This is a genomic window from Pseudomonas sp. NPDC087614 (genome assembly GCF_044743485.1).
Classification (GTDB): domain Bacteria; phylum Pseudomonadota; class Gammaproteobacteria; order Pseudomonadales; family Pseudomonadaceae; genus Aquipseudomonas; species Aquipseudomonas baetica_A.
Genome location: NZ_JBIUWN010000010.1, coordinates 14,371 through 38,042, shown reverse-complemented (window position 1 = coordinate 38,042; position 23,672 = coordinate 14,371). Strand labels below are relative to the sequence as shown.

24 protein-coding genes are annotated in these 23,672 nt (G+C 58.4%); 9 read left to right on the top strand and 15 right to left on the bottom strand.

Annotated features, from left to right (window positions below):
- Nucleotides 1-10: 10 nt before the first annotated feature.
- The 3 genes from ACIOWA_RS06185 to coxB all read right to left on the bottom strand — a co-directional run bounded on the left by ACIOWA_RS06185 (nucleotide 11) and on the right by coxB (nucleotide 3,422).
- On the bottom strand, nucleotides 11-562 hold the full coding sequence (locus ACIOWA_RS06185; RefSeq protein WP_339432385.1) for a cytochrome c oxidase assembly protein: 552 nt from the start codon (nucleotides 560-562) through the stop codon (nucleotides 11-13).
- Nucleotides 563-625: 63 nt separating this feature from the next.
- Nucleotides 626-2,212 (bottom strand): cytochrome c oxidase subunit I, encoded by a 1,587-nt coding sequence (ctaD, locus tag ACIOWA_RS06180; RefSeq protein WP_339432386.1) that lies wholly within the window; start codon nucleotides 2,210-2,212, stop codon nucleotides 626-628.
- Between the two features lie 82 nt (nucleotides 2,213-2,294).
- Nucleotides 2,295-3,422, bottom strand: coding sequence for a cytochrome c oxidase subunit II (gene coxB / locus ACIOWA_RS06175; protein ID WP_221732288.1), 1,128 nt, complete (start codon nucleotides 3,420-3,422; stop codon nucleotides 2,295-2,297).
- A gap of 370 nt (nucleotides 3,423-3,792) precedes the next feature.
- On the opposite strand from coxB, the gene ACIOWA_RS06170 reads away from it, so the two are divergent.
- A complete protein-coding gene (locus tag ACIOWA_RS06170) occupies nucleotides 3,793-4,443 on the top strand; it encodes a hypothetical protein (protein WP_339432388.1) in 651 nt (216 codons plus the stop codon).
- Between the two features lie 138 nt (nucleotides 4,444-4,581).
- Here the strand turns inward: ACIOWA_RS06170 and ACIOWA_RS06165 are convergent, their stop codons facing one another.
- Nucleotides 4,582-6,108: a SulP family inorganic anion transporter gene (locus ACIOWA_RS06165; protein WP_339432389.1), complete on the bottom strand. Its 1,527-nt coding sequence runs from the start codon at nucleotides 6,106-6,108 to the stop codon at nucleotides 4,582-4,584.
- A gap of 90 nt (nucleotides 6,109-6,198) precedes the next feature.
- Nucleotides 6,199-6,927: a carbonic anhydrase gene (locus ACIOWA_RS06160; protein WP_221732291.1), complete on the bottom strand. Its 729-nt coding sequence runs from the start codon at nucleotides 6,925-6,927 to the stop codon at nucleotides 6,199-6,201.
- Nucleotides 6,928-7,371: 444 nt separating this feature from the next.
- Here ACIOWA_RS06160 and ACIOWA_RS06155 point away from each other — a divergent pair, with 444 nt between their 5' ends.
- Nucleotides 7,372-7,749, top strand: a complete 378-nt coding sequence (locus ACIOWA_RS06155; protein ID WP_339432390.1) for a hypothetical protein — start codon at nucleotides 7,372-7,374, stop codon at nucleotides 7,747-7,749.
- 64 nt (nucleotides 7,750-7,813) lie between these two features.
- Here the strand turns inward: ACIOWA_RS06155 and ACIOWA_RS06150 are convergent, their stop codons facing one another.
- Complete coding sequence (locus ACIOWA_RS06150) at nucleotides 7,814-8,872, bottom strand: PA0069 family radical SAM protein (protein ID WP_401158792.1); 1,059 nt, start codon at nucleotides 8,870-8,872, stop codon at nucleotides 7,814-7,816.
- Nucleotides 8,873-9,090: 218 nt separating this feature from the next.
- Here ACIOWA_RS06150 and ACIOWA_RS06145 point away from each other — a divergent pair, with 218 nt between their 5' ends.
- Nucleotides 9,091-9,393, top strand: coding sequence for a hypothetical protein (locus tag ACIOWA_RS06145; protein WP_221732294.1), 303 nt, complete (start codon nucleotides 9,091-9,093; stop codon nucleotides 9,391-9,393).
- A gap of 105 nt (nucleotides 9,394-9,498) precedes the next feature.
- Here the strand turns inward: ACIOWA_RS06145 and ACIOWA_RS06140 are convergent, their stop codons facing one another.
- Nucleotides 9,499-10,044, bottom strand: coding sequence for a hypothetical protein (locus ACIOWA_RS06140; protein ID WP_401158789.1), 546 nt, complete (start codon nucleotides 10,042-10,044; stop codon nucleotides 9,499-9,501).
- 263 nt (nucleotides 10,045-10,307) lie between these two features.
- Here ACIOWA_RS06140 and ACIOWA_RS06135 point away from each other — a divergent pair, with 263 nt between their 5' ends.
- Nucleotides 10,308-10,583 carry a hypothetical protein gene (locus ACIOWA_RS06135; protein ID WP_221732296.1) on the top strand — a complete coding sequence of 92 codons (276 nt, stop codon included), beginning with the start codon at nucleotides 10,308-10,310 and terminating at the stop codon, nucleotides 10,581-10,583.
- 56 nt (nucleotides 10,584-10,639) lie between these two features.
- On the opposite strand, the gene ACIOWA_RS06130 is transcribed toward ACIOWA_RS06135, so the two are convergent.
- Genes ACIOWA_RS06130 through ACIOWA_RS06120 form a run of 3 tightly spaced genes read right to left on the bottom strand, consistent with a single transcriptional unit; the run spans nucleotide 10,640 to nucleotide 14,475 of the window.
- On the bottom strand, nucleotides 10,640-11,938 hold the full coding sequence (locus ACIOWA_RS06130; RefSeq protein WP_401158787.1) for a c-type cytochrome: 1,299 nt from the start codon (nucleotides 11,936-11,938) through the stop codon (nucleotides 10,640-10,642).
- A 12-nt stretch (nucleotides 11,939-11,950) separates the two neighbouring features.
- Nucleotides 11,951-13,735, bottom strand: coding sequence for a GMC family oxidoreductase (locus tag ACIOWA_RS06125; protein WP_401158785.1), 1,785 nt, complete (start codon nucleotides 13,733-13,735; stop codon nucleotides 11,951-11,953).
- Between the two features lie 2 nt (nucleotides 13,736-13,737).
- Entirely contained in the window at nucleotides 13,738-14,475 is a 738-nt protein-coding gene (locus tag ACIOWA_RS06120) for a gluconate 2-dehydrogenase subunit 3 family protein (protein WP_339465428.1), read from the bottom strand.
- A gap of 293 nt (nucleotides 14,476-14,768) precedes the next feature.
- Here ACIOWA_RS06120 and ACIOWA_RS06115 point away from each other — a divergent pair, with 293 nt between their 5' ends.
- Nucleotides 14,769-15,413 (top strand): tyrosine-protein phosphatase, encoded by a 645-nt coding sequence (locus ACIOWA_RS06115; protein WP_339432397.1) that lies wholly within the window; start codon nucleotides 14,769-14,771, stop codon nucleotides 15,411-15,413.
- Nucleotides 15,414-15,422: 9 nt separating this feature from the next.
- Here the strand turns inward: ACIOWA_RS06115 and ACIOWA_RS06110 are convergent, their stop codons facing one another.
- From ACIOWA_RS06110 to prlC, 3 genes are all read right to left on the bottom strand, one after another.
- Nucleotides 15,423-17,453: a M3 family metallopeptidase gene (locus tag ACIOWA_RS06110; RefSeq protein WP_401158782.1), complete on the bottom strand. Its 2,031-nt coding sequence runs from the start codon at nucleotides 17,451-17,453 to the stop codon at nucleotides 15,423-15,425.
- Nucleotides 17,454-17,563: 110 nt separating this feature from the next.
- Nucleotides 17,564-17,854, bottom strand: coding sequence for a YheV family putative zinc ribbon protein (locus tag ACIOWA_RS06105; RefSeq protein WP_339465431.1), 291 nt, complete (start codon nucleotides 17,852-17,854; stop codon nucleotides 17,564-17,566).
- Nucleotides 17,851-19,929 (bottom strand): oligopeptidase A, encoded by a 2,079-nt coding sequence (gene prlC, locus ACIOWA_RS06100; protein WP_339538801.1) that lies wholly within the window; start codon nucleotides 19,927-19,929, stop codon nucleotides 17,851-17,853. Before prlC ends, ACIOWA_RS06105 begins: the two co-directional genes overlap by 4 nt.
- Nucleotides 19,930-19,991: 62 nt before the next feature.
- Here prlC and ACIOWA_RS06095 point away from each other — a divergent pair, with 62 nt between their 5' ends.
- Entirely contained in the window at nucleotides 19,992-20,537 is a 546-nt protein-coding gene (locus ACIOWA_RS06095) for a gamma carbonic anhydrase family protein (RefSeq protein ID WP_339432401.1), read from the top strand.
- A gap of 28 nt (nucleotides 20,538-20,565) precedes the next feature.
- Nucleotides 20,566-21,219, top strand: a complete 654-nt coding sequence (locus tag ACIOWA_RS06090) for an HAD family hydrolase (protein WP_339465434.1) — start codon at nucleotides 20,566-20,568, stop codon at nucleotides 21,217-21,219.
- Between the two features lie 86 nt (nucleotides 21,220-21,305).
- Here the strand turns inward: ACIOWA_RS06090 and ACIOWA_RS06085 are convergent, their stop codons facing one another.
- Nucleotides 21,306-22,382 (bottom strand): aminopeptidase, encoded by a 1,077-nt coding sequence (locus ACIOWA_RS06085; RefSeq protein ID WP_401158779.1) that lies wholly within the window; start codon nucleotides 22,380-22,382, stop codon nucleotides 21,306-21,308.
- Between the two features lie 58 nt (nucleotides 22,383-22,440).
- Between ACIOWA_RS06085 and ACIOWA_RS06080 the strand changes: the two genes are divergently transcribed.
- Nucleotides 22,441-22,863, top strand: a complete 423-nt coding sequence (locus ACIOWA_RS06080) for a hypothetical protein (RefSeq protein WP_401158777.1) — start codon at nucleotides 22,441-22,443, stop codon at nucleotides 22,861-22,863.
- A 40-nt stretch (nucleotides 22,864-22,903) separates the two neighbouring features.
- On the top strand, nucleotides 22,904-23,323 hold the full coding sequence (locus ACIOWA_RS06075; RefSeq protein ID WP_339432405.1) for a hypothetical protein: 420 nt from the start codon (nucleotides 22,904-22,906) through the stop codon (nucleotides 23,321-23,323).
- A 6-nt stretch (nucleotides 23,324-23,329) separates the two neighbouring features.
- Here ACIOWA_RS06075 and ACIOWA_RS06070 read toward each other — a convergent pair whose 3' ends face one another.
- Nucleotides 23,330-23,569: a DUF1161 domain-containing protein gene (locus tag ACIOWA_RS06070; RefSeq protein WP_339432406.1), complete on the bottom strand. Its 240-nt coding sequence runs from the start codon at nucleotides 23,567-23,569 to the stop codon at nucleotides 23,330-23,332.
- Nucleotides 23,570-23,672: the final 103 nt, after the last annotated feature.

Here is a 23,672-nt window from a genome sequence, read left to right as displayed (position 1 = left end):
TCGGGCACGCTTAACCGCCAGTGTGTACAGCCACCGGTGGATGTCGGGCGGTGATATCGAACAGCGTGTAGGACAGCGTCAGGTGCTTCACATCCTTGGGCATGTCGCGGTCAACAATGAAACGCACCGGCATCTCGATCTGTTCACCGGGCTGCAGCACCTGCTGGGTAAAACAAAAGCACTCGGTCTTGTGGAAATACGCCGCCGCGTTGCTCGGTGCGATGCTTGGCACGGCTTGCGCACTCATTGGTTTGTCGGTGGGGTTGCGGGCGATAAAGATCATCTCGTTGACCGCCCCGGGGTTGGCCGTCAGCTCGTCGTGCTTGGGGTAGAAGTCCCACGGCATGTCGACGTTGTTGGTCGACAAAAACTGCACGCGCACCTGCCGCGAAGTGTCGACGACCTGCTCGCCCTCATACTGCCCGGCGGTCTTGCCATTGATACCCAAGGCTTTGCACATCACGTCGTAGATCGGCACCAGGGCGAAACCGAAAACAAACATCGCCACCACCACGCCGAGCAGGCGGGTGACCAGTTTCTTCAACGAAATCGAGTCAGCCATGGTTCCAGCCCTCAACCGAGAACCCCTGTGGGAGCAAGCCCCCTCCCACAAAGGCAAGGCGTTTCATTTCACTTCCGGCGGCGTAGTAAAGGTGTGATACGGCGCCGGTGACGGCACGCTCCACTCCAGGCCTTCGGCGCCATCCCATGGTTTGGCCGGTGCCGGCGGCCCGCCGCGAATGGTCTTGATCACGATGAACAGGAAGAAGATCTGCGTGGCGCCGAACATGAACGCGCCGATCGAGGAGACCATGTTGAAGTCGGCGAACTGCAGGTTGTAGTCCGGAATCCGCCGCGGCATTCCCGCAAGGCCGACAAAGTGCATCGGGAAGAAGGTCAGGTTCATGCCGACGAATGACAGCCAGAAGTGCAGCTTTCCGAGGGTTTCGTCGTACATGTGGCCGGTCCATTTCGGCAGCCAGTAGTACGTGGAGGCGAAGATCCCGAAAATCGCACCCGGCACCAGCACGTAGTGGAAATGCGCCACCACGAAGTAGGTGTCCTGATACTGGAAGTCCGCCGGGGCGATGGCCAGCATCAGCCCGGAGAACCCGCCGATCGAGAACAGGATCACGAACGCCACGGCAAACAGCATCGGCGTCTCGAAGGTCAGCGAGCCTTGCCACATGGTGCTCGCCCAGTTGAACACCTTGACCCCGGTCGGCACGGCGATCAGTAGTGTGGCGTACATGAAGAACAGCTCGCCGACCAGCGGAATGCCGACCACGAACATGTGGTGCGCCCAGACAATGAACGACAGGAACGCGATGCTCGCCGTCGCGTAGACCATCGAGGTGTAGCCGAACAGCGGTTTGCGCGAGAAGGTCGGGATGATCGAGCTGACGGCACCGAAGGCAGGCAGGATCATGATGTACACCTCGGGGTGGCCGAAGAACCAGAACACATGCTGGAACAAGACCGGGTCACCGCCACCGGCGGCGCTGAAGAAACTGGTGCCGAAGTGAATGTCCATCAGCATCATCGTCACGCACCCGGCCAGCACCGGCATCACCGCGATCAGCAGGAACGCGGTGATCAGCCAGGTCCAGACGAACAGCGGCATTTTCATCAACGTCATGCCGGGGGCGCGCAGGTTGAGGATGGTCGCGATCACGTTGATCGCGCCCATGATCGAACTGATCCCCATCAAATGGATGGCGAAGATGAAAAACGTCACGCTTTCCGGCGCGTAGGTGGTCGACAGCGGCGCATAGAACGTCCAGCCAAAGTTCGGCCCGCCACCGGGGGTGAACAGGGTCGACACCAGGATCAGGAACGCTGCCGGCAGCAGCCAGAAACTGAAGTTGTTCATCCGTGGCAGGGCCATGTCCGGCGCGCCGATCATCAACGGGATCATCCAGTTGGCGAGGCCGACGAACGCCGGCATCACCGCCCCGAAAACCATCACCAGACCGTGCATGGTGGTCATCTGGTTGAAGAACGCCGGTTCGACGATCTGCAATCCGGGCTGGAACAGCTCGGCGCGGATCACCATGGCGAACGAGCCGCCCAGCAAGAACATGGAAAACGCGAACCACAGGTACAGCGTGCCGATGTCCTTGTGGTTGGTGGTCAGCACCCAGCGCATCAGGCCTTTGGCGGGGCCGTGGGCGTGGTCGGCATGACCGTGGTCGTCGATGACAGCGCTCATGGCCGGTCTCCTTTACTTGAGTGGACGGGGCTGGCCGGGGCGCGCTGCCCCGGCCGGTTCACGAAGTACGCGATAGACCGGCTCATTTGCTTTGCGCCTGTTTCAGCTCCAGCACTTCTTTTGGCGTGACCATGTCGCCCTTGTTGTTGCCCCAGGCGTTACGTTCGTAAGTCACGACCGCTGCGATATCGACTTCCGACAGTTGCTTGCCGAACGCCGCCATGGCGGTGCCGGGTTTGCCGTGGAAGACAATGCTCAGGTGACCTTCTTTCGGCCCTGTGGCGATTTTCGAGCCCTTGAGTGCCGGGAACATCGGCGGCAGGCCCTGGCCTTCGGCCTGGTGACAGGCTACGCAGGTGGTGTGATAGACCTTGTCGCCGCGCTCCTTGAGCTCGTCGAGGGTCCATTCCTTGCTGGTCAGCTCTTTGAGCTGCGCGGCCTCGGCCTTACGCTCGGCGAGCCACTTGTCGTAGTCGGCCTTTTCCTTGACCTCGACCACGATCGGCATGAAGCCGTGATCCTTGCCGCACAATTCGGCGCACTGGCCACGGTAAATGCCGGGCTTGTCGATGCGCGTCCAGGCTTCGTTGACGAACCCCGGGATCGCATCGCGCTTGACCGCGAAGGCCGGCACCCACCATGAGTGGATGACGTCGGCTGAGGTTACGAGGAAGCGCACCTTGGCCCCGGTTGGCAGCACCAACGGCTTGTCGACCTCAAGCAGGTAGTGCTCGCCCTTGGCTTCCTTGTTGTGGATCTGCTCGGCGGGGGTGGCCAGGTTGCTGAAGAACTCAACGTCCTGGCCCAGGTATTTGTAGTGCCACTTCCACTGATACCCGGTGATCTGGATATCGATATCCGGCTCACTGGTGTCGTACATCTTGATCAGGGTGGCGGTCGCCGGCACGGCCATCGCCACCAGAATCAGGAACGGCACGATGGTCCAGAGAATCTCGACGGTGGTGCTTTCGTGGAATTTTGCGGCGACCTGCCCGGTAGAGCGGCGGTGCACCATCATCGACCAGAACATGGCGCCGAAGACGATGACCCCGATCACCACACAGATCCAGAAGATGGTCATGTGCAGGTCGAATACTGCGTGACTGATCTCAGTCGCTCCAGGCGCCATATTCACAGTCCAGGCCGCATTAGCCTGGCTGAAAATCGACCACAACAGGAGGCCCATCCAGACGTGTGGATGTCGCATCATTGCGGGTTCCCCTTATCGTTCTTGTTATCCCGTAGGCGCAACGCCTGCGGCAAGGGAGCGGCTGCATCAGACTACGAACTTGAATCGCCGGGCCTTGCTGCGTGGGCAGTCGGGCGTCATCAGCTAACTCCATTCAATGGCGAGTATAGACAGCGACTGGAAATTGCAATGTGAGGACGTAAATGAACTGAAACAGCCGGGACTTGCGTTCGAGGGCACGAATGGAGAAGGATGCAGACGAGTGGTGGCAAACGGATATAACGCGGGTGCATCAAGGATGAAATAATTATGACAAATGCGTCTTAGCATTTTTCGTAAGCCAGCTAACTTATGTCTTCCCTATTTCATTGCCTTGTTTCCTGGAGTTTTCATGAACACCGCCGCATTGCGCGAGCAGATCCAAACAGCCCAACAACATGAGAAAGACACCGGCCTGCTGACTCGTCAGCTGGAAAGCAAGCTGCCTCATTTACATCCGGCGATCCAATTGCCGGAAGCCGACGCCCAAGGCGTACTGACGCGTTTTGTCGCCGCCTACATCGAAGAAGTGCCAGACCTGCTGGATGCAGCCAATGAAGTCGCCAGGGAAGCGGGAATCGAATCGCAGATCAAACCGGTGCTGAAAATCGCCGAGCAGTATTTCCTCCAGCCGCCGGCCATCATGGCCGGGCACGTTGGCCTGGACAGCCTGCTGGACGAAGCCTATCTGGCGCACCGTTTTGTCGAAGAGGTCAACGACCTCTACATCAAGCATTTCGGCCAGCCACTGATCCCCCTGGACATGACGGTCGCCAATCTGATTGCTCACCAATTGATCGGTGAGGAATTTGCCAACCAACTGGACGAAGCTGTGCATCACGCCATCGACGAGATGCTCGACGAAGAGAGTTTTGCGCTGGAGTCGGTAGAGGCCTACCGCGAAAAACTAAGCAGCCCGGACACCGGCGCCGCGTGGAAACGCTGGCCGTGCATGGGCCGCCGACTGGGCGTGGGCCTGGAGCTGGATCAACCGGCTGCCTGATTTAAAGGCGTGCGCAAATGCCAATGTGGGAGGGGGCTTGCTCCCGAAGGCGGTGTGTCAGTCACTAACAATGTCGACTGATTCATCGCTTTCGGGAGCAAGCCCCCTCCCACAGGGTTTGTGTTCAGGCGGGAAGATTTAGCCGGCCGTGCCGATCCCGGTGGTAGTACGAATCCGCCCCTCTAGCCTGCGCTTCAACCCACGCGACTCAATCAACAGTTTCGACCCCTTCGCCGCATTCGCCCGACCCCACTCCTCCAGCAACTCCAGACACGAATGGTCGATGTAGCTCAGGTTATTGAGCGGCACATGCACCGTCGTGCCCGTTGGAATCGTGTTCAGCACCTGCGTCAGCGCCGGCACCTTGAGGAACGTCGCCGCGCCGAGCAGGCGCAACTCCATCTCGCCTTGTTGCGGCAGATCGATCAGGCTGATTTTCAGTCGTGAAGCCTTGAACGCCAGTTTCAGCAAGGTCAGACCGAAACCGATCAGTACGCCGGTCAGCAGATCCGTGAAGATGATCGCCAGCGCCGTCGCGGCGTAGGTGAACATCGGCATCCGGCCATAACGGCTCAGACCACGGAAGACTTTCAGGTCCACCAGTTTGAAACCGGTATACACCAGCACACCCGCCAGACTCGCCACCGGAATGCTTTGCAGCACGCTCGATAACAACAACACGAACGCCAGCAACCACAGGCCATGGAAAATCGTTGAGTAACGCGTGGTCGCACCGGCCTGAACGTTGGCCGAACTGCGCACGATCACCCCGGTCATCGGCAGCGCACCGACCAGACCGCAGAGCATGTTGCCCACACCCTGCGCCGACAGTTCTCGGTCGAAGTCCGAGCGTACGCCGCTGTGCATCCGATCGACCGCGGCCGCCGACAACAGGGTTTCGGCGCTGGCGATAAACGCTACGGCAAGCGCAGCGATCAGCAGCGTCGGATCCGCCAGACTGAGCAGATCCGCAGGTTTCAGCCAGTCGATGGCTTGCGCCAGGTTCGCCGGCACTTCAACCCGTTTCACCTGCAAGGCGAGCATCAGGCTGGCGCCCGTAGCCAGACCGACCCCCAGCAATGCGCCGGGAATGAAGCGCAGCGAATGCGGGCGCAATTTCTCCCACAGCCACATCACGGCAATGGTCGACAGCCCGAGCAGTCCGGCCTGCCAGCCGAATGACGGCAAGGCTTGCGCCACCGCACCGGGGAAAGCCGTGAGGTTATCCAGCCCGGAGGGCTTTGGTGAGGCGTCGAGCATCACATGGATTTGTGAGAGCACGATCAATACGCCGATCCCGGCGAGCATGCCGTACACCACCGCTGGCGCCGTGACGCGAAACCAGCAACCGAGCTTCAAGCGCCCGGCCACCCATTGCAGGAAACCTGCCAGCAACAGAATCGGCCCGAGCATCTCGATGCCGTGCTGTCGTACCAGTTCGAATACCAGCACCGCCAAACCCGCTGCCGGTCCGCTGACCTGCAGAGGGGAACCGGCCAGCCAACCCACCACCAGACCACCGATGATCCCGGTGATCAGCCCTTTGGCCGGTGGCAATCCCGACGCAATCGCAATACCCATGCACAGCGGCAGGGCGACCAGAAACACAACCACTGAAGCGAGCAACTCCCGTGGCAATACCGCTTTCAATTGAGCCGCACGCATGGCGATTCTCCCGAAGTTTTCTTCAGGCATGGCTTCGCCGAACCGCTGAAACAGCGGCCGGCGTCAAACCACACAGATTTTTAGGAAGATTTAGAAGCGCGCTTTGGGCGTCGCCACCGGAATCGGATGGCTGCCGTCGAGCGGCAGGAATCGACTCTGATCCGCGTCGTAAGCTTTGATTTCGCTGGTTTCGATGTTGTAGACCCAGCCATGGATGAACAGATGACCGTTCGCCATGCGTGAGGCTACCGAAGGATGGGTACGCAAGTGCTGCAATTGGGCGATGACGTTTTCCTCGGTGAGGATCGGCATGCTTTCTTTTTCGTCGGCGCAGTGACAGTTGTCGTGCACCATGGTTTTCGCGACTTCAGCGTGGCGCAGCCAGGCTTTGACCGTCGGCATTTTTTCCAGGCTGTCCGGGTTGAGCACCGCACGCATGGCGCCACAATCGGAGTGCCCGCAGATGATGATGTGCTGCACGCCCAGCGCCAGCACCGCGTATTCGATGGCGGTGGAAACGCCGCCGTTCATCTGGCCATAAGGTGGAACAACGTTGCCGACGTTACGCGTCACGAACAGATCGCCGGGTGAACTCTGAGTGATCAGCTCGGGGACGATGCGCGAATCGGCGCAGGTAATGAACATCGCCCGTGGCGATTGGGCCGTGGCGAGTTTCTTGAAGAGTTCTTCCTGCTGCGGGAAGACCTCATGATGAAAATGCAAAAAGCCGTCAACGATCTGTCGCAGCGCTGCATCGGCGGATTGCGCCTCAGGGGCTTGCGCCGACGCAGCCAACGGCTGTTTATCCTTGTCACTCATGATTCATCCTCTTTGGCGGATTCTGGGAGTCATTCCCGTGTATTCCGGTGTGAAGCCAGTGGCTGTTTAAAACATCCGGGTTATCCCGACCCGTCAGTCACTCGATGAACAAGGTAGCCGTCGAAACTTAATTCAAACTGAATCAAACGCTCTAGAACGTGTGTTCCAGGTCACAAAAAACGTGACTGAGGCAGTTCGACGGAAGGGTTCCAACCGCTCAACCATAGGTCAATTGTCGCTAAATCTAGGAAATCTGGCGACCCGGCGGACAGAAGGCTGTGCAATTTCTATCGGGCCTTGAGGTGGGTGAGTCCTCCCTTGCCGTGACAAGTCGTGGCGGCGTCGCTGGCGCTCAGCAATTGAGGGCAGAGCAGTGGCCCGAGCCAGTCCCTGGGTTAACCATACGAAACCTGATGAAACAGATGTTGAATGGCGTTGAAGATGATGGCCCGTATGATCCGAAGTGCCGAGACGTTCAATAAGGCAAATAAATTAAAAAAGGGATTTTTTATGACATCTGTTTTGCGTCCAAATAGTATCAAAGGTATTTTTCTAGAAAAGATGGAAATTTCGCTGCCTCGCAAAGAGATCATGGTGATCATGAACTTTGCAACTAAACAAAAACAACAGGATCCAGAAACAAAACTTATAACCGAAAAGTTGGTTGACATTAAACAGATTGCTGCAATATCGCGCGATAACGGCAAAAATTTTGAGGTCGGGCCATACGGCGATATGGACGGTGACGGTGATATTGACCGTCATGACCGGGCGAAGTTGATCGCGTTGGCGAAGGCTTACAGTGGCATCGTCATTGCGTAAATAAAGACAAGGCCTGTATGAGTTCTCATACAGGCCTCGTTATATCCATGCATTGGCCCGTTTGCTAAATCAATGACATCTGCCGTCCTGGCGGACAGAAGGCTGTGCAATCGAGGTTGTAGCCCTCGCGGTGATTGAGTCCAAGACGCTTGATGGCTTTGGCGAAACGTTGCGCGAGCAGATCGGCAAACGGCCCTTCGCCCCGCATCCGTGCGCCGAAACGGCTGTCGTAGAGCTCGCCGCCACGGCTCTGGCGAATCAGGCTCAGCACATGCGCCGCCCTTTGCGGGTAATGCGCGTTCAGCCATTCTTCGAACAGCGGCGCCACTTCCAGCGGCAGGCGCAGCATCATGTACGCAGCACTTTGCGCGCCGGCGGCGTGGGCCTCGGTGAGCAGGCTCTCGATCTCGCTGTCGTTGATCATCGCAATCATTGGCGAACACAGCACGCCCACCGGAATTCCTGCTTCGCGCATCACCCGGATTGCCCTCAGCCGTGCCTTGGGCGCTGCGGCGCGGGGTTCGAGGATGCGCTTGAGCTCATCGTCCAGCGTCGTGAGGCTGATCATCACCGCCACCAGCCGTTGCTGCGCCAGTTCGGTCAGTAGATCGAGATCACGCAGGATCAGCGAGCCTTTGGTGACGATGGTCACCGGGTGTCGATAGCGCAAAAGCACTTCGAGGATCTGACGAGTGATCTTGTATTCGCGTTCGATTGGCTGATACGGATCGGTGTTGGAACCGAGATTGATCGGCGCGCATTGATAGCCTTTTTTCCCGAGTTGTTCTTCCAGTACCTGTGCGGCATTGGTCTTGGCGATCAGCTTCGTTTCAAAATCCAGACCCGGCGACATATCCCAATAGGCGTGGCTGGGTCGCGCGTAGCAATAGATGCAGCCGTGCTCGCAGCCACGATAGGGATTGATCGAACGATCAAAGGGCAAATCCGGCGACGTGTTACGAGTGATGATGGTCTTCGCGGTTTCGATCATCACCTCGGTGCCCTGCGTCTCGGGCACTTCCTGATACCAGCCGTCGTCCTCGACCACCGAACGGTTCGGCGCGAAACGGTTGTGCGGGTTGGTGGCGGTGCCGCGACCGCGGGGAGGGAGAGGACTGAACATTGAGCAATCTCTGATCTGTATATGCATACAGTATCCGGTAATGCCCATCGTGATCCAGTACCGTTCAGCCATGCAGCTTGCTGATAGGTTCCTTAAATAGCCATAACTATGGAAAGCCGGCGATACATATGTTCCGTTGTATATGAAAATTATCAAATATAGTCTTGTTCAACTTTCAGGTACTGATGCCTGATTTTTAAACTAAAAGGACTTTATGTATGTCGTACCTCAATCAACGTGGTGTTTTTCTACAAATGATGCTGCCGGGTCCATCGGAACCCAATACCATTGTTTCCATGCAACTTGCCCGCAAGGAACTGGGCTGGAATGCCGAGGAGCAACTATCGACCGAGGCGTTGGTCGATTCCATCTACGTGGTGGCGGTATCCGCTGATCGCGGCAAGTCCTTCACCATCCGCACGGACAAGAAAGATGTCGACGGCGACGGTGACATTGATGGCGATGACAAAGCCAAGTTGATGGCGCTGGCCAAGGCTTATGCAAGTATCGTTAATCCGTAAAGCGCACGGCGATAAATGCAAGAAAACCCTGCATGATTCACGCATGCAGGGTTTTTTGTCGGACAGTGTTTCGTCGACACCGTAGCAACCATGTCAGCGCTTATTTCAAATTTTAAAATCTCTCATTGACGCAAAGGAGACCGCGATTTTTCTGAAAATAAACTCATCGTCCAGATCAATATCGCCATCACCGTCTGCGTCCGTCGATCCTGACACTTTTTTATACATACCCTTGTCATAACCTGTGACGGTCACGACTGAATCCGGGCGAGTCAAATCGGAGTTCGCGACATTAAACAAACCAATGTTGACGTCGCCAAGTTTGCTCCCTGAGGCGTTGTCTCCAAATGAGATAAGTATGCATCGGTAAAGACGACCCGCACCGACGGTACTCAAACCGACCAAAGCAGAGGCGAGGTCGCTTGCCAGGGCATAATAGGATTCGTCATCCTCATCAATGTCACCGTCGCCCTCGACGTCGTCGACTCCGGTGACCGTGTCAAATTTTCCGTTGGCGGTATTGGCGTACGCCGTGACCACAACGTCGGGCATTGAATTAACTGCATCTCCATTGTTGTACCGGGAAATTACCGCTTCTGCCTTTCCGTCCCCATCCGTGTCTTTGAACTCATATAGCAATGAATAGCTCATGTCTTTGTGCTCCATACCAGGGCGATATTAAGGACAATTGCGTCTGCTTCCCTTTGCACCCTAAGTAACGTAAAGAAGAGTGTCTACTGTCAGAGTTGACAGGTGTCAGTATTTACAGTGGTTATTGTTCAGGCCAGACGACTGTATGTGTATACATCCTGTCAAGTCTGACAGTAGACCCGATTTCTCCCCAACTTTAATGTCCAGAAGCCTAGGCACGATTGTCGGTTGTACGGGCGAAATCAACTGAAAGGACTTGATCAATGGCTATCAGGATATTGCTGGAAATTGCGGATATGGACCGAGACGGAAATCCTGAGGTCGCGTTTTATCACTATGATGAAGACGCGACCGAAATGATGGACTACGACTACTCGCTCTTTGCCTCTTCATCGGAAGGCAATGGTCGTTATGACCTGATTTCCGAAGACGCCGTTGACGCCGATGGCGATGGTGACGTCGATAAATACGACAAAAAACTTTACCTGCAGTTAGCCGATGCCTTTGCGCAATTCAAGGGCTTTCAGTCCACGCGTTGAATTGCCCGCTGACACAGCAAAAACACCCATGCCATGTCAGCGGTATTCAAGCCTCGTTACTGCGCAGTAACTTGCCCCAGGTCATCCCCGGAAGTGGTCTGCGTATCGTTCTTGCGCAGGCTCGCGACATCGGCAGCGTTCACCGGCGCGCCCTTGTTACCCCAACTGCCGCGAATGAAGCTCACCACATCCGCCACTTCCTGATCCGACAACCGCCAGGCGAAGCCGGGCATGGTGAAGGTCGAAGGCGCGGTGTACGTTGCCGGCAATGTCCCGCCCTTGAGCACGATGTGGATCAATGAGGTTGGATCTTCCGATTGCAGCACCGGATTACCTGCCAGCGCCGGGAATACCCGCGTATAGCCGTGGCCGTCGGTGCGGTGGCATGCCGCGCAGTTGTCGATGTAAACCGACGCGCCGCGCTGGCTGTCGTCACCGTTCCATAGGGCCTTGGCGGCTTTTTCATCGTACGAGTGCGGTTGATCGTTCGGATCAGTCGCTGGCAACGACTTCAGGTAGCGAGCAATTGCAGTCAGGTCGGCGTCGGTCATGTATTGCATGCTGTGGGTGACCACATCGCTCATGCCGCCGAACACTGCGCTGCGGTCACTGCGGCCGGTCTTGAGGAACTGCACCAGTTGCTCTTCGCTCCAACTGCCGAGGCCGTCCTTGTGATCGCCGCGCAGGCTCTTGGCGATCCAGCCTTCCAGTGGCGCGCTGCCGGCCAGGAACGTGCTGCCATCGGCCGCGCTCAGGGATTTTTCCTGCAGGGTCAGGGCACGCGGCGTGTGGCAGGCGCCGCAATGGCCCAGGCCTTCCACCAGGTACGCCCCACGGCTGATCACCGGATCATCCGATGTCGCTTTATAGCCCTCGACCTTCGGCGCAAACATCCAGCGCCAGCCCATCAGCGGCCAGCGCATGCTCAACGGCCATGGAATGTCGCTGGCCTTGTTCTGTTGCGCCACCGGTTCTACGCCCTGCATGAAATACGCGTACAGCGCTTTCATGTCGGTTTGGCTGACACGGGCGTAGGACGGATACGGCATCGCCGGGTACAACGTACTACCGTTTTTAGCGACACCATGACGTACGGCCTGATCAAAGTCCTCGAAGCTGTAATCACCGATGCCGGTTTTATCCGGAGTGATGTTGGTCGAATAGATCGTGCCGATCGGGGTTTCCATCGGCAGGCCACCAGCGAACGCCTTACCGTTTTTTGCAGTGTGGCAAGCCACACAGTCGCCGGCACGGGCGAGGTATTCGCCCTTTTTGATCAAGGATTGATCAACTTCGGCGGCCTGCAAAGAGGCGCTGCCGAGCAGGGCCAAGGTCGCGATAACAAGATTTTTCATGGTCATCGCTCCTTACGCCTGAACCAGCGGGCCGGGGTTTTTCAGGTATTGCTCGCGGATCGCTTTTGCCGACCAGTAGGTCAACGCAGCCACCAGCCCGGTCGGGTTGTAGCCCAGGCCCTGCGGGAACGCTGAAGCGCCCGGCACGAAGACGTTATGCACGTCCCAGCTCTGCAAGTAGCGGTTCAGCGCGCTGGTCTTCGGATCGGTGCCCATGATCGCGCCACCGTTGAGGTGCGTGGTCTGGTAGGCCGCGGTGTTGAAGTGATCGCCAACGTTCTTGCCAATCACCGCAATGGCTTTCGGGCCCATCGCCTCGGCGACTTTGCCCATTTTCTCGACCATGAAGCGGTTCATTTTGATGTCGTTTTCCTGCCAGTCGAACGTCATCCGCAGCAGGGGCAAGCCGTAGGCATCGCGGTACACCGGGTCGAGATCGAGGTAGTTGCCTCTGTAGGATTGATGCGCGCCGTGAGCGTCCATCGACACCTGGTGGGTGTAGTAATCGGCGGTCGCGCGTTTCCAGGCACTGCCCCAGGCCGGAGTGCCCGGTGGGTTGGAGGTGCCGGCAATCGGTCGGCTGCCCGCCTGGTTGACCCACATTGGCGAACCGCCGACGAAGCCGTGCGGGCCGTGGTCGAAGTTGTCGGCGTTGAAGTCATCCAGCGCCACGCCGTTACCGCCGGCGCCGATGAAGTTGTTGGTGTGGGTGTCCTTGTCGAAGAACGCCTTGATGGTCGCCATGTTCTGGTAGGCGAAGTTACGCCCCACCACACCTTCGCCGCTGATGGGGTCGTAAGGTTTGCCAATCCCGGAAAGCAGCATCAGACGCACGTTGTGCAACTGGAAAGCGCCGAGGATCACCAGGTCCGCCGGTTGCTCGATCTCGCGGCCCTGGCTGTCGACGTAAGTGACGCCGGTGGCTTTGGTTTTGCTGCTGTCGAGGTTGACCCGCAGCACATGGGCATTGGGTCGCAATTCGAAATTCGGCAGCGGCTTGAGCGCCGGCAGAATGTTCACGTTCGGCGAGGCCTTGGAATACATGTAGCAAACGTAACCGCTGCAGAACCCGCAGAAATTGCACGGGCCCATCTGCGCGCCGTAGGGATTGGTGTACGGGCCCGAGGTATTGGCCGAAGGCAGGTTGTAGGGTTTGTAACCGACCTCCGTAGCCGCTTTGCCGAACAGCTGTGCGGACACGGTGTTTTTCTGTGCCTGCAGCGGGAACGGGTTGGAGCGATCCGGTGCGTAAGGGTTGCCCCCCTTGCCCTGACCGACCAATTGACCTTTCACGGTCCAGGCCTGGCCCGACGTGCCGAAAACCTTTTCGGCGAAATCGAAGAACGGCTCCAGCTCTTCATAGCTGACGCCGAAGTCCTGGATGGTCATGTCTTTGGGGATGAAGCTTTTGCCGTAACGCTCTTCGTAATGGCTGCGCATGCGCAACTCGATCGGGTCGACACGAAAGTGCACACCCGACCAGTGCAGCCCGGCGCCGCCGACGCCGTTGCCCGGGAGGAACGCGCCCAACTGGCGGTTGGGCAAGGCAATGTCGTTGACGCTATGGCGAATGGTCACGGTCTCTTTGGAAATGTCCTGGAAGAGTTTTTTCCGCACGCTGTAGGTCAGTTCGTCAATCACCTGTGGATAGTTGCCGTCGGGGTAGGTGTCCTGCATCGGCCCGCGCTCCAGCGCCAGCACGTTGAGCCCGGCCTCGGTCAGCTCTTTGGCCATGATCGCGCCCGTCCAGCCGAAACCGACGATCACGGCGTCGACCTTCTTCATTACCGTTGCCATGCTCACGCCCTCTCGCCGCGAATCGAAACTGCCGGGAAGGGGTATTGCTCGTTGCGTTCCACCCAATCCATGAAATCGGCGCGGGCGCCGGGGAAGCCGATCATGGTCCAGCCGACCATGCCTTTGTTGCCGCCGTGGATCGGGTCGCAGAAGAACCCTTCCTTGGTGTTTTGCAGCAACAGGTTGAAGAAAATCTTCGCGGGGACGGTATCGAATTGCGGTTTTCCGGCTTCGAGTTGTTTGAGTAAATCGTCTCGGGTAGCGCTGTCTTGGTCAGCAAATACTTTACCGTTGATGGATTTTGCCCACTGATCCGTGGCGGCGATGCCGAGGCGATAGATCTCTTTTGGCACGAGTTTGCTCTGCCAGCCCATCTCCGGCGCCGCGTCGGCGTTGAAGGGGCCTTGCATGTACCAAAGGGCGCCAGCGGCATACGGGGTGTTCATCTGACGATCGATGTATTGCGGCACGCCAGCTTCCAGCGCTCCCGGGCCTTGATCGTCGTTGGGGATCAGTTGCGCCACGGCGGCATGGATGAAGGCCCATTCTTGGGCGGTGAAATAGCTTGGCTGATAATCGTCGGCGTCAGCGCGAACCGGTTGCGTTGCGGGCGCAGGTTCAGGCGCGGCTTGCAGCACGCTGCTGCCCAGACCGGTACCGGCCAGGGTGACGACGGGAATCAGGGTCAGGGATTTGCGCAAAAACTCACGCCGCGGGTTGTCTCGATCTTCATCAGACATGGGGGGGGGGCACCTCATCAGGCATTAAGGGTGGTCAGCCGTTTCTGCGAACGGCTTGAGGATTTTTCGTCGCGACGTGGCCGGGATGATCCGGAGAGCTGCAACATGATGTGACAAATGGTAGCAGCCTAAGCATTGAGATGAATCGTTTCAGTCGAAAAAAGCCGAAATGGCTGACCCGCTTTTCAGCGGATTGATGCCGATTCACATTTCTTTGACAGACGGCTCACGGGGCTTTGACCGGCAAACCTTGAAGCTTCAATTCTTCAAAAAACCGACACGGTCTACCCAGCATGTCTCGAGTGCGTTTTTTCCCCGCTTTGTGTTTGTCGCTTGTCGCCATGCTGCACCTGATCCCGGCCCAGGCGGCTGATACCGTGCCTTCCCGTCCCGAGGAGTGGGCGCAGCCGGTCGAGGTGCAATACAACCTGTTCCAGATGTCGCCGACCCTCTATCGCAGTGCATTGCCCGATAGCGGCGCGGTGCCGCTGTTGAAAAATCTCAAAGTGGCAACGGTGATCAACTTCTTGCCGGAGGCCGACAGTCGCTGGCTGTCCGAGCCAGGCATCAATCAAGTGCAGTTGTCCTATCGCACCAATCACGTTGATGACAGCGATGTGCTCAAGACTTTGCGCGCTATCCAGAGCGCCGAAGCCAAGGGCCCGGTGTTGATGCATTGCAAACACGGTTCTGACCGCACCGGCCTGATGGCAGCGATGTACCGCGTGGTGGTGCAAGGCTGGAGCAAAGAGGATGCCTTGAACGAGATGACCCAAGGTGGTTTCGGCGAAAGCGGCCATTTCAAGGATGGCATTCGCTACATGATGCAGGCCGATGTCGACAAGCTGCGCACTGCGCTGGCCAATGGTGATTGCAGCACCAGCGCGTTCGCCACCTGCTCGATGAAGAGCTGGTTTCAGACCGTCAATCTCAAGTGACCAGAGAATTCATTGAGGTGCGGCCGCAAAAAATTGCGTGTTGACCGGCTCGCCGAGAAACGCCTGCGCCGCGCTCAGCAACGAGCGCGAGTCGCCGGGGGAAAAGAACGCCTCGCGAAAATCCCGACCCGTTTGTGCGTCGAACACCCAGTCTCGCTGAAACCGCTTGAACACTTCGGTTGCCAGCACGCCAGACCATTTGTAGGCATAGACTGACGCCTCGTAACCGGTCACCAAATAGTCAAAGCCATAGGCGAAGCGGTGATAACCCGACATTCCTAGATGAGGAATCTCGCGTTGCACATCCTCGAACACTTGTTCGATGCTTCGGCCATCGCCATGAGTGTGGTGCAACTCCAGATCAAACAGCGCCGTCATCAGTAACATCGCGGTGGTCCGACTGGTGTGGGCGCCAATGGCGGCCAGCGCGGTGTTGACCCGCGCTTCTGTCAGGCGTTCGCCGCTCTGGTAATGCGCCGCCAGCCACACCAGAAACTCGGGTGACAGGCACCAGTGTTCAAACAACTGCCCGGCAAATTCGGCGGTATCACGCGCCAGTTGGGAAATCCCCGACAAGTTGCGATGGGGCGAGCGCGTCAGCACATGCTGCAGGCAATGGCCGAATTCGTGGAACAGCACCCGCAGGTTTTCATGGGAGAGCAGGCACGGGTGCTCGTCGGTGGCAGGGCTGAAATTGCAGTAGAGGCAAGCAATCGGCAGTGACGGCCGTCCCTCGGCATTGATTCGACGGGTGCGCAAGACGGAGGTGAAGGCGAAGTCGGCCGCGTCTTCGCGGTGATAGGGGTCAACATAGATATGCCCGATCACCTGCCCATGTTCACTGACCTCCAGTAGCCGTACGCTTTGATGCCAGTGGCTGGCGGTCGTCTGTTCGACGATGCTGATCCCGAACATGCGCTCGCTGAACAGACAAAGTCGGCGCAACGTGCCCTCCAGCGGGAAGTACTCACGCAAGCCTTTCAACGCACCGTTCAACTGCTGGAGGCGTAACTGCTCGGCGAGGAAGTCTTCATCCCACGCCTGGACATCCGCAATCCCTTGGGTGTGCGCAAACGCTTTCAGGGCTTGGGCATCGCGCAGCAGGGTCGGCGTATTCAACGCCAGTTGCTGGCGCAAAAAAGCTTCAACCTGTGCAGCAGAGGTGGCCATGCGGTTTTCGAGACGCATCTGGACGAAATTCTCGAAGCCCAACAATTGGGCTTTCTCGTGACGCAATGCGATCAGCACCTTGAGTACCGGATCGTTATCGAGTTTTTTCGCCTGTGGGCCTAGATCCGACGCCCGGTTGATCCAGGCTGTGAAATAGGCCTCACGCAGCGCCCGGTTTTGCGCATGGGTCATGATTTGCCGGTAGGTGTTTTGCTCCAGCGTCAGCCGCCAACCCTCGTGTCCTGCCTCTTTGGCGTTGAGCGCCAGGCGCGCCTTCACTGCCGCAGACAAGCCTTCGAGCTGAGTGACATCGTCTATGCGTTGGCTCCACGCGGCGTTGGCCAGCTCCAGATGACTTCGAAAACGTTGCTCCGTTAGCCGGATCTCGCCATTCAAGCGGGCAAGTTTGCGCTGTTGTGCGAGCGGCAGTTCGATGCCGGACAACCGGAATTTGCGCAGAATTTTCGCCAGCGACGCTTTGCGTTGATCGTCGAAACCGGTGGCGACCGAACTCTTCGCCAGCCGTTGATAACTGCGGTACAGCGCCAGGTCAGCGGTCTTGTCGGCTCTGTACTGAGCGGCAACGACGCTGCACAACGCGCTTTCCCTGAGCCAGTCGATATCGTTGGATTTGACCGTCGAAAGCGTGTCGATAACGGCCATGGCCTCAACCAGACGTGCATCGGTTTCGTCGATGGCCACGACCAGATCGTCCCAGCCTGGATGCTCGGTCTGGCTGGTGATCACCCTGGCAACGGCCTGGCGGTTATCGGTCACGATCGCGTTGATGGCTGGCAGCAGATGTTCGGCGCGTATCGCCGACCACGGAGGCAGGGTCCAGTGTTGTAAAAGAGGGTTGGTGTGGAGCATGGCGTCTTCCTTGAGCGATGGCTGAAAGTGCCAGCCTAAGCAGGAAGCGCGGCAGAAGGGTGGTACATAGTTACCACCTTCCACCGCAATCGGTGGAAGGTGGCACTGACTCAGTGTTGTTCGTCGGGGTTTTTCTTCAATTTTGGATTCGGGAAGAACTGCACCGCCTGGACGCTCTTGTCTGCTGGCGGTTTGAGCGCGCTGGTATTGACCCGCGTGCCCAGTTCTTTGGGCACCGACAGCCCTTGCTCGTTGAGCGTGTCGGCGTAACCGCAGGCCACGCATTCGCGGTGTGGCACGCTGTCCTCGTTCCACATCATCAACTTGTCCGGCTCGCTGCACGCCGGGCAAACCGCCCCGGCGATAAAGCGCTTCTTGGTAATCACAGGCCCCTCACTCATGCTGCCGCGTCCTCACTCAGGCCGCTGTGGCGCAAGAGTGCGTCAATCGACGGCTCGCGACCACGGAAGTCGACGAACAGCACCATCGGCGCCTGCGAACCGCCACGCGCCAGAATCGCTTCGCGGAAAGCGCGGCCGGTTTCAGCGTTGAGCACGCCGTCTTCTTCGAATTTGGAGAAAGCATCCGCCGACAGCACTTCGGCCCACTTGTAGCTGTAGTAACCCGCCGCGTAACCGCCGGCAAAGATGTGCGCAAAGCTGTTGGGGAAGCGGTTGTAGGCCGGTGGACGCATCACCGACACCTCGTCGCGTACGCCTTCGAGCACCTGCGCGGCGCTGCGCCCGTCACCGTGGGTGGCGTGCAGTTCGAAGTCGAAAAGCGAGAACTCCAACTGACGCACCATCATCAGGCCAGACTGGAAGTTCTTCGCCGCGAGCATTTTTTCCAGCAGGTCCTGTGGCAGCGGCTCGCCGGTTTCGTAGTGACCGGAAATCAGCGCCAGGCCTTCCGGCTCCCAGCACCAGTTTTCCATGAACTGGCTTGGCAGCTCGACGGCGTCCCACGCCACGCCGTTGATCCCGGACACGCCGGCATGTTCGACGCGGGTCAGCAGGTGATGCAGGCCATGACCGAATTCGTGGAACAGGGTGGTCACTTCATCGTGGGTCAACAGCGCAGGTTTGCCGCTGTCGGCCGGGGTGAAGTTGCACACCAGATTGGCCACTGGGCTTTGCAGCACGCCGTCGACAGTGCGACGACGATCACGAGCGCCGTCCATCCAGGCACCGCCGCGCTTGTTGGCACGGGCATACAGGTCGAAGAAGAAGCGGCCGACGTGCTGGCCGTTTTCCTTGATTTCGAACAGGCGCACGTCCGGGTGCCAGGTGTCGAAGCCTTTGAGCTCGGCAATCTCGATGCCGTACAGGCGTTGAACGATGGCGAACAGACCGCTCAGCACCTTGTCGATCGGGAAGTACGCGCGCAGGGTTTCCTGGGCGACGCTGTAGCGTTGTTCACGGAGTTTTTCGCCGTAGAAACCGCTGTCCCAGCTTTGCAGATCGGCGCAGCCCTGTTCGGCGGCGTAGGCGCGCAATTGTTGCAGATCCTGCGCGGCAAACGGTTTGCTGCGCTTGGCCAGGTCGCGCAGGAAGCTCAGCACCTGATCGCTGGACTCGGCCATTTTCGTCGCCAGACTCAACTCGGAGAAACTGGCGAAGCCCAACAGTTGGGCCAGTTCCTGCCGCAGATCCAGAATCTCTTCCATCACCGGGCCGTTGTCGTTCTGGCCAGCATTGGGGCCTTGATCCGAGGCGCGGGTGCAGTAGGCGGCGTAGACTTCTTCGCGCAGCGCGCGGTCCTGGGCATAGGTCATCACCGCGTAGTAGCTCGGGAATTCCAGGGTGATCAGCCAGCCGTCCAGACCTTTAGCCTGTGCGGCGGCAGCCATTTGCGCCTTGGCCGAATCGGTCAGGCCGGCGAGGGCGGCTTCGTCGGTGACGTGCTTGGTCCAGGCCTGAGTGGCGTCGAGCAGTTGGTTGGAGAAGCGGCTGCCCAGCTCGGACAGTTTGCTCTGCACTTCGGCGTAGCGCTTCTGTTCGGCTTCCGGAAGGTCGATACCCGACAGACGGAAATCGCGCAGGGCGTGTTCCAGAATGGTTTTTTGCGCCACGTCGAAACCGGCAGCTTGCGGGCTGTTAGCCAGGGCTTCATAGGCCTGGAACAATTCGCGGTTCTGGCCCATCTCGGTGGAGTAGGCGCTCAGGGCTGGCAGGCACGACTCGTAGGCATCACGCAGTTCGGCACTGTTGCACACGGCGTTGAGGTGGCTGACCGGGCTCCATGCCGCACCGAGGCGGTCATTGAGTTCGTCCATCGCCAGTACCAGGCCGGCCCATGTCGGGTTCTGGCCTTGGGTCTTGAGGATGTCGGCGATGGCGGCGCGGTTGTCGGCCAGGATGGTTTCAATGGCCGGCAGGACGTGTTCGGCACGGATCGTGGAGAACGGCGGCAGGTCGTAGGACTGCAGAAGAGGGTTGTTCACGCTCACGGTTGGCACCTTGGCTGGAAGAAACATGCGCCCATCTTAATTACAATCGACACTCACCGCAGCTATCGGCGACAGAGAGAGAACTAATCGTGTCCCTTCGCAAATACCAGAATCACACCCCGCAGTTGAGCAAAGGCGCATTTGTCGACGGCTCGGCGGTGGTGATCGGCGACGTCGAAATCGGCGAAGACAGCTCCGTCTGGCCGCTGACGGTCATTCGTGGCGACATGCACCGCATCCGCATCGGTGCGCGCACCAGCGTGCAGGACGGTTGCGTGTTGCACATCACCCACGCAGGCCCGTTCAACCCGGACGGCTTCGCGCTGCTGATTGGCGACGACGTGACCATTGCCCACAAAGTCATGCTCCACGGCTGCACGGTTGGCAGCCGCGTGTTGATCGGCATGGGCAGCATTGTCATGGACGGCGCGGTGGTCGAGGACGATGTGATCATCGGCGCTGGCAGCCTGGTGCCGCCGGGCAAACGTCTGGAAAGCGGCTTTCTGTATGTGGGCAGCCCGGTGAAACAGGTCCGTGCGCTGACCGATAAGGAAAACGCCTTCTTCACCTACAGCGCGGCGAATTACGTGAAGCTCAAGGATCTGCACCTGGCTGAAGGCTACGACCAGCTCTGAATCGACTTACACCTGCTCAGGATTTCTCATGCACTACCAGACCGTACTGTTCGACCTCGATGGCACCCTGACCGACCCGCGTGAGGGCATCACTCGTTCCATTCAGTTCGCCTTGAGCAAACTCGGCATCGACGAGCCGGACCTGACAAAGCTTGAGCATTTCATCGGCCCGCCGCTGTTGCAGGCGTTCATGCAGTTCTACGATTTCGACGAGGCCAAGGCCTGGGAGGCGGTGAATTTCTACCGCGAGCGTTTCAAGGTGACGGGACTGTACGAGAACCGCGTGTTCGACGGTGTCACGCCGTTGCTGGAAACCCTGAGCGGCCAAGGGCGGCAGCTGTATATCGCGACGTCCAAGCCATGGGTGTACGCCCGCGAGATCGCCCGGCACTTCGACTTTGCCCGACACTTCAAGGTGATCTACGGCAGCGAGCTGGATGGCACGCGGACCAACAAGGTCGAGTTGATTGCCCACCTGATTGCCGAGCAAGGCCTGAATCCGGCGGATACGCTGATGATCGGCGATCGTAAACATGACCTGATCGGTGCACGCAGCAATGGCCTGGATGGGGCGGCGGTGGGCTATGGGTTTGGCAGTTTTGAAGAGTTGAACGCTGAAGCGCCGGCTTATCACTTTGAAACGCTGGAGGAGTTGCATCAGGCGTTTTTGCAGAACCGATGAAATTGCGCTCCCACAGGGCCTGTATGTCGTGTGCAAGTCCAGTGTGGGAGCGGGCTGGCTCGCGAACAGGCCCGTTCAGTCAGCCATCAAGAATCTGCCAGCGTTTTCAACGCTGCCTTACGCTCGAGCACCGGCAAATTCCCCAGCCTCTCCACCGCTGAATAAAACCTCACCCAATCACCTCCCACCTGCCTGAACAGCGCAGCAAAAGCCGGCACCCACTGGTCGTACAGTCCAAACGGCAACAGCCGCGCATTGTTCAGCGGCGCATTGACCCACGCGTCATAGCGCTTGTCGCCGGCCCACTGACGATCACGCATCACCCGGTAATCCCGGCGAAACTGTTCGAACTGCGCCGCTTTGCGCTCACGCATCTGCTCGGCCGGCAATGACTGGGCGTAGAGCTTTTCCAGACGTGAACGGGTATCGAGCACCAGTGCAATGAACTGGTCACGTTGTTTGAGTTTTGAGTCGTTGTCCGCTGGCAATCCACGAAACGCCCGCCATTGCCGGGTGCCTTCCTGCTCGACGAACGTGGCGAAGGACTCGTTGAACTCGGTGTCGTCCTTCACATAGAAGCGCTGATGGGCCAACTCATGAAAAATCAGTGTGGCCAACCGCTCGTCGCCCCAACCCATCATCGAATTGAGGATCGGGTCGTTGAACCAGCCCAGCGTGGAGTACGCCTCGACGCCGCCGATCGACACGTCCATGCCCTGCAGGCGTTGGATCGCGGCTTCGCCCCGGGCCGTGCTCTGGCTGTAGTAGCCGCGATAGGCCACGCATCCGGCAATCGGGAAACAGTGTTTTTGCGGAGTCAGCGAAAACTCTTGGGTGGCGAACACATTCCACACCACAAACGGCCTTCCAATGTCGGCGTACAGGCGATAGCTCTGGTTATCCGGAAGGTGCAAGTGCTGGCTGGCGAATGTGCGGGCCTTTTGTGACTGCGCCAAGTGTGCGCGTAACTTTGCGTCGCGGCTTGGGTCGGCAATCACCTCGGCCACCGGCTCGCGGGCCCGCAGCAATTGCCATTGACCGTTGGCCAACTGGCCGTAGTAGCTGACGCTGGCGCAACCGTTGAGCAACAAAAGCATCACACCCGGAAACAAAATCCGAAAAACGCGATCAAGTAACCGATGGCTTGGAAGCGGCCTGATCAAAATAAGAAACCCCTGGAAAGTCTGCCCGCAAGACTATCCCGCCCATTGGAGCTGCGCTATGCGTATGTTGATGCTGACAGGAGGCCTGCTGACGCTGGCCGGATGTGCCGGATTTGGAGTGCCGGATCCTGACCCCTCGCAGGCCTGGATCGATCTGAATGCCCGGCAGCAGGACACGGCGATTCAAGCGCTGCAAGTCGACCGCAAGGCTGCCATCGACAAACGCTATTTCGAGGTGCAGCCCGGCAGTCATGAGCTGACGGTGCGTTATCAGTTTCCGGTGGAAGCCACCAATATTGGTCCCGACGCCGAGCCGCTCTGGCGCGATTGCCAGTTGAACGTGAAATTCAATGATTTCAACGCCGGCCAGCGACATCAATTGCAGGCCGGCAGTATCGGTTTCCGACCTTGGGCCAAGCTCTATGACGAACAGCGCAAGGTCGTGGGGCAGGGCACTCCGGCGGGCTGTCAGAAGACCTGATCGGCGCTATGCTCAATCTCCCATCCAAAGGACATTGATCATGCGCAGGTTGACGTTGTTGCTTGCTGCAAGTGTGGTTGCCGGTTGCCAGAGCCCGATGCCAGCGGCTGACCCCGGCAAGGCCTGGGTCGACTTCGCCATGCCCACCCCTGGCGGCAAAGTGCTGATGGCGGAACGGCTGGACAAACAGAGAATGCCGGACGGACGGTTTTTCCAGGTCACGCCGGGCAGTCACGAGTTGACGGTTCGCTTTGATTTCGAGGTGTTCGGCGGTGGCATGAGCATGAACACCGATCCGCAGGAGCGGCTGTGTTACCTGACCGTGCGTTACGATCATTTCGAGGCCGGGCAACGTTATCGTCTTGAAGCCAGGTCACTGGCCTTTACGCCGAGCGCCCGGTTGATCAATCGCCAAGGTCAGATCGTTGCCGAAGAACGGCAGGTCAACTGCGTGCCGTGATCGACCTCAATTGTCGTTCTTCTGATAGATGATCGCTTTGGTGCCGTTTTCGCATGTCCCTACGACCATGGCGATTTCGTGCTTTTCAGCCTCTTCCTTGCTGACGATTTCCAGCGTGTAGGAGGGCACGGCATTCGCCTGGATTTTGATTTCGATCTCGTTCTTCAATTCTTCACAGTCTTTGGGGGCGGCAAGAACCGAGGTGGCCAGTGCACTGCAAAAAATCGCCAAGCCAATACGTTTCATGAGAGAAGCTCCTTGAGGCAGCGCGCACGGGTGTGCGCTGAAGCTGCTGTCATTTATTCGACCATACTTTTACTCGGCGAGTTCTGACTTCGCTCACAGGTCT

What these genes read in the sequence shown, in the direction of transcription:
- ACIOWA_RS06090 (WP_339465434.1), top strand. Translation starts at nt 20,566, where the DNA reads ATGCACTACCAGACCGTACTGTTCGACCTCGATGGCACCCTGACCGAC.
- coxB (WP_221732288.1), bottom strand. Translation starts at nt 3,422, where the DNA reads ATGATGCGACATCCACACGTCTGGATGGGCCTCCTGTTGTGGTCGATT.
- ctaD (WP_339432386.1), bottom strand. Translation starts at nt 2,212, where the DNA reads ATGAGCGCTGTCATCGACGACCACGGTCATGCCGACCACGCCCACGGC.
- ACIOWA_RS06070 (WP_339432406.1), bottom strand. Translation starts at nt 23,569, where the DNA reads ATGAAACGTATTGGCTTGGCGATTTTTTGCAGTGCACTGGCCACCTCG.
- ACIOWA_RS06080 (WP_401158777.1), top strand. Translation starts at nt 22,441, where the DNA reads ATGCGTATGTTGATGCTGACAGGAGGCCTGCTGACGCTGGCCGGATGT.
- ACIOWA_RS06145 (WP_221732294.1), top strand. Translation starts at nt 9,091, where the DNA reads ATGTCGTACCTCAATCAACGTGGTGTTTTTCTACAAATGATGCTGCCG.
- ACIOWA_RS06120 (WP_339465428.1), bottom strand. Translation starts at nt 14,475, where the DNA reads ATGTCTGATGAAGATCGAGACAACCCGCGGCGTGAGTTTTTGCGCAAA.
- ACIOWA_RS06150 (WP_401158792.1), bottom strand. Translation starts at nt 8,872, where the DNA reads ATGTTCAGTCCTCTCCCTCCCCGCGGTCGCGGCACCGCCACCAACCCG.
- ACIOWA_RS06130 (WP_401158787.1), bottom strand. Translation starts at nt 11,938, where the DNA reads ATGAAAAATCTTGTTATCGCGACCTTGGCCCTGCTCGGCAGCGCCTCT.
- ACIOWA_RS06110 (WP_401158782.1), bottom strand. Translation starts at nt 17,453, where the DNA reads ATGCTCCACACCAACCCTCTTTTACAACACTGGACCCTGCCTCCGTGG.
- ACIOWA_RS06170 (WP_339432388.1), top strand. Translation starts at nt 3,793, where the DNA reads ATGAACACCGCCGCATTGCGCGAGCAGATCCAAACAGCCCAACAACAT.
- prlC (WP_339538801.1), bottom strand. Translation starts at nt 19,929, where the DNA reads ATGTTTCTTCCAGCCAAGGTGCCAACCGTGAGCGTGAACAACCCTCTT.
- ACIOWA_RS06160 (WP_221732291.1), bottom strand. Translation starts at nt 6,927, where the DNA reads ATGAGTGACAAGGATAAACAGCCGTTGGCTGCGTCGGCGCAAGCCCCT.
- ACIOWA_RS06155 (WP_339432390.1), top strand. Translation starts at nt 7,372, where the DNA reads ATGGCCCGTATGATCCGAAGTGCCGAGACGTTCAATAAGGCAAATAAA.
- ACIOWA_RS06140 (WP_401158789.1), bottom strand. Translation starts at nt 10,044, where the DNA reads ATGAGCTATTCATTGCTATATGAGTTCAAAGACACGGATGGGGACGGA.
- ACIOWA_RS06105 (WP_339465431.1), bottom strand. Translation starts at nt 17,854, where the DNA reads ATGAGTGAGGGGCCTGTGATTACCAAGAAGCGCTTTATCGCCGGGGCG.
- ACIOWA_RS06075 (WP_339432405.1), top strand. Translation starts at nt 22,904, where the DNA reads ATGCGCAGGTTGACGTTGTTGCTTGCTGCAAGTGTGGTTGCCGGTTGC.
- ACIOWA_RS06165 (WP_339432389.1), bottom strand. Translation starts at nt 6,108, where the DNA reads ATGCGTGCGGCTCAATTGAAAGCGGTATTGCCACGGGAGTTGCTCGCT.
- ACIOWA_RS06115 (WP_339432397.1), top strand. Translation starts at nt 14,769, where the DNA reads ATGTCTCGAGTGCGTTTTTTCCCCGCTTTGTGTTTGTCGCTTGTCGCC.
- ACIOWA_RS06125 (WP_401158785.1), bottom strand. Translation starts at nt 13,735, where the DNA reads ATGGCAACGGTAATGAAGAAGGTCGACGCCGTGATCGTCGGTTTCGGC.
- ACIOWA_RS06185 (WP_339432385.1), bottom strand. Translation starts at nt 562, where the DNA reads ATGGCTGACTCGATTTCGTTGAAGAAACTGGTCACCCGCCTGCTCGGC.
- ACIOWA_RS06135 (WP_221732296.1), top strand. Translation starts at nt 10,308, where the DNA reads ATGGCTATCAGGATATTGCTGGAAATTGCGGATATGGACCGAGACGGA.